The organism is Rhodococcus sp. Leaf278 (genome assembly GCF_001426085.1).
GTDB lineage: Bacteria > Actinomycetota > Actinomycetes > Mycobacteriales > Mycobacteriaceae > Rhodococcoides.
In genome coordinates this window covers 1-3,603 of record NZ_LMRR01000037.1, presented here as the reverse complement: position 1 = coordinate 3,603, position 3,603 = coordinate 1, and the positions used below count along the sequence as shown (strand labels likewise).

The 3,603-nt window shown below is 64.4% G+C and carries 3 protein-coding genes; all 3 read left to right on the top strand.

Features of this window, described 5'->3' with window-relative positions; translation table 11 throughout:
• Nucleotides 1-249, top strand: a 249-nt coding sequence (locus ASG84_RS27845) for a hypothetical protein (protein ID WP_162248365.1), incomplete at its 5' end; no start/stop codon positions are given.
• Nucleotides 246-581 carry a hypothetical protein gene (locus ASG84_RS20380; protein WP_057478832.1) on the top strand — a complete coding sequence of 112 codons (336 nt, stop codon included), beginning with the start codon at nt 246-248 and terminating at the stop codon, nt 579-581. The genes ASG84_RS27845 and ASG84_RS20380, both read left to right, overlap by 4 nt.
• Before the next feature lie 69 nt (nt 582-650).
• Entirely contained in the window at nt 651-1,709 is a 1,059-nt protein-coding gene (locus ASG84_RS20375) for a hypothetical protein (RefSeq protein ID WP_156399636.1), read from the top strand.
• Nucleotides 1,710-3,603: the final 1,894 nt, after the last annotated feature.

The window sequence follows — 3,603 nt, the reverse complement described above, 5'->3', positions numbered from 1 at the left end:
CGCCAGGAGACGTCTGCGGAGATCACCTCGTTGGCAATCATCGGTCTCTTGTGGTTCGGGTACGGGATCGCTGCGTTCGCGTTGGGCACACGGGCGATGACCGCGGGAAGTATCGGGGTCGCACTCACGGTTGCGTCCGGGCTGCGGATCTGGAACATCGTGCGGGACCGCCGGAGTATGACCCGAGCATTACTGATTCCGCGACCCGCTGATCCGCCGGCGTTGGCAGAGGGTGAGGGCGATCGATGACATGGCTCGACACTGTCCTGAAGGTCTTCTCTGTCATCACTCCACTGGCTGTCGCCGTGCTGGCGGCGCAGTTGTGGATGATCTCGTCGCAGAAACGGAAGGTCAACGCAGACGCGGGTAACAGTGAAGCATCCGGTGCAGCGACGCTGTCGGCGGCCGCTCTCACCCTGATCTCCCCGTACAAGGATCAGGTCAACGATCTGTTGCTCAAAGTCGAGGCGATGGAGCAGTTCATCGACTTGCAGATCGATTGGGAACTCGACGTGGTGCGCACGTGTCGTGATGCGGGTGGCCCGATTCTGCCTGCCCCGCCCGCTCGGCCTCGTTTCTGATTCTCGTACCGAAACCTCGATGAATGGGAAGGCCTCACTCTGATGGCTGGCTTCAATTTCCAACTCCCGATGAAACTCAACCTCCGCCTGCACGATCAGTGGGACATTCGCACCACGGGCCGCGGTGTCGCCGAGATCGAAAGCGGTGAAATGGATGTCGACGTTCTCGCCTACAAGGGCGACGACGGCGATCCCGGCCGCGACGGCACGCCGGTACAGATCCACCGTGCGCAGATCGCCGAGGACATTCCCGCGATCGGCACACTCTCGCCGGAGTGGATCGGTCACGGCTGGCGCGTCGACGGATCCCGAGACGTGAAGATCGTCGTCGAGGAATACCCCGGCGGGCCGGTGAAGTTCGAGACGCTGACCAACTACCTCGGCGACAAGGGCGACACCGGCGCGGTGCCGACGCTGGCGGTCCGGTCGGTCACCTCGACCACCGAGGGCAATGGGTCGGTCGAGTTCGAGGAGATCTCTCCCGGCGCGTACGCCGCTGACTTCGTCCTCCGAAAGGGCGACACCGGCGCGCCGTCGACCGTGCCCGGTCCGGCGGCGGCTGTCGAGGCTGCCACGGACTACGAGGACGGCGACACCGCGGCGGTGACCGGTGATGTGCTGGCGAAGCGGTCGGACGGTAAGTGGGGTCCGCGCAAGATCTACCAGTCGCCCGGTGTCTACAAGAAGGCAGGCTCGGCCGAGGACTGGCTCGCGGTGAACTCGGGCAACGGGTGGGCGGGCGAGTACCTCTCGATCGTGACGATGCCGATGCCGGCGCAGCCGTTTGCATGGGAGCCGGAGGTCGACGGCATGGTCGAGTTCTTCACCACCGCGAACATTCGCGTCGACTTGGAGTGCCGCCTCGGCGCGGTCGCGGGCCCGCTGCTCGCGCGCGGTCCTGCGATCACGATAACCGCGTTCCAGAATCAGTGGGTGCCGCGGATCCTCTCGCGCGCAGCGGAGGAGACGATCTCGGTGCCGACGTCCTCGTCGACCATCGTCCCGGCGAACACCGCGGTGAACATCTACCTGATCGCGCGGAAGATCGAGACCACGGCGCAGACCCGTCTCGAGACCCGCAAGGAACGCGCCTACCTCCGGGTCCGTCCGATCCCGGTTCCGGTGTAGGCCTGTGCCCGAATACTTCGACCCGAAGAACCCGGACATCGGATACAACGGGCGGGACCAGGACAAGCCCGGTGGCGCGAACATCGGTAACTCCGAAGCGTTGCGCGCGCTCGGTGGTGTGCTCGCTGGCGATCAGGGTTTCGAGAACACCCCAGATGCCCAGGACCGCGAGTACACCGCGCAGGTGCTGACCGCCGGATTGTCGGCGCGCGTACAGACCCTCGAAGGTCGGATGGCTGCGGGCGCAGAGTATTCCGACAACTACAACCGCATCAACGCATCGTCGNTGACCGCCGGATTGTCGGCGCGCGTACAGACCCTCGAAGGTCGGATGGCTGCGGGCGCAGAGTATTCCGACAACTACAACCGCATCAACGCATCGTCGCTGGGATCTCCGAATCCCGGCGTCGTGCCGGTATGGCAGCAGTTCGGTGACGGTCAATTGTTGGAGATCATCGACCAGGCGGCTCAGCTCAACCAGTCGGCACCGTTCGGTCTCGTCGATGATGGAACGCAGTACGCGTTGTGTCCGCAGGCGGCGTCGTCACCGAACTACTCGGTGATTGCACGATCGTGAATCTGACGACGGTGCAGCCAGTGAACGTGCCGGGCTCGGGTACCGGTGNCGACCAGGCGGCTCAGCTCAACCAGTCGGCACCGTTCGGTCTCGTCGATGATGGAACGCAGTACGCGTTGTGTCCGCAGGCGGCGTCGTCACCGAACTACTCGGTGATTGCGATCGTGCACCCGCTCTCGAAGTCGGGAAAGATCGCGACCCGCGCGAGGACGGCGATCTACGGCCGGTGCAATGCGGCCGGCACCGAGGGTGTGTACGTCGACTTCTGGGGTGGGCACTGCGAGCTCGGCCGATTCACCCGGTCGGGAAACGCGATGACGCGATCACAGTGGAAGTCGAACACCGAACGCTCGTACAACTTTTCGTCCACTCCGGAACTGCGAATGAAGGACAACCGCTATGTGGTGGTCGTCGACGGCGTCGAACTGATCGTCCACGACGACGTGTCGGGTTTCCCGGTGGACGGCAACCACAAGTTCTCGATGTTCTCGTGCATGACATGGACCGGATTCTTCGGTGCCACACCCGAGTTCTCGGCGGGCCTGACGGGATTCGCGATTCGTGGCAGCGAGTTCACGGCGATCGAGGATGCGAAGGCCGACGCCGGCGCTGCCCTCGAAGCGGCGCAGGGCGCGCAAGAGGCGATCGGTACGGTCGTCGAGGATGCCACTGCGGCCGCGACGTCCGCGGCCGAAGCTGCTGCGGCGGCGATCGGTGCCGCTCAGCAGCAGCAGGTCAACGCCGTTCAGGCCGCGATCGTCGGTGTGCAGAAGGGCCTTCCGGTCGTTCCGTACCACCACTGCATGACCAACCACGAGTGCACGTTCCATCAGATTTCGCGCGACCGCGACGTCAACGGACTCAGCGGCGGCGTGAGCAACGACACGGGAACATGGTCTCGGCACCGTCACTCGAACGGCACTTCGCAGACAGCTGAGACCACCCTCGATCGGCACAATCACTCGGACAATTTCGCAGTGACCAAGGCGGATCCGACCTACCTGCCGCCGCAGAACTCGGTCGAGGCAGGCTTCGTTCGCGTGCAGTGGTCAGGCGGCCGCGGCTCGGTGGTCTATGCGCTGGGCTTCATTCCTGCGTCGTCGCCGAATCCGATCTACATCCTGATCGGGCGAATGAATCCCGACGATGGGTCGGTGCTGATCGAGCACGTGTCCCCGGATCAGACGGCGGTGATCACCGGGCCGGGGGAGCAGATCTACAACCTGCCGAACGAGCTGGTGTTCGAGGCGAACGAGTCGGTGTGGCTGGCCGTTCACCAGCCGGGTCCGACCAACTCGCAGCGCCAGCTTGTCGGCA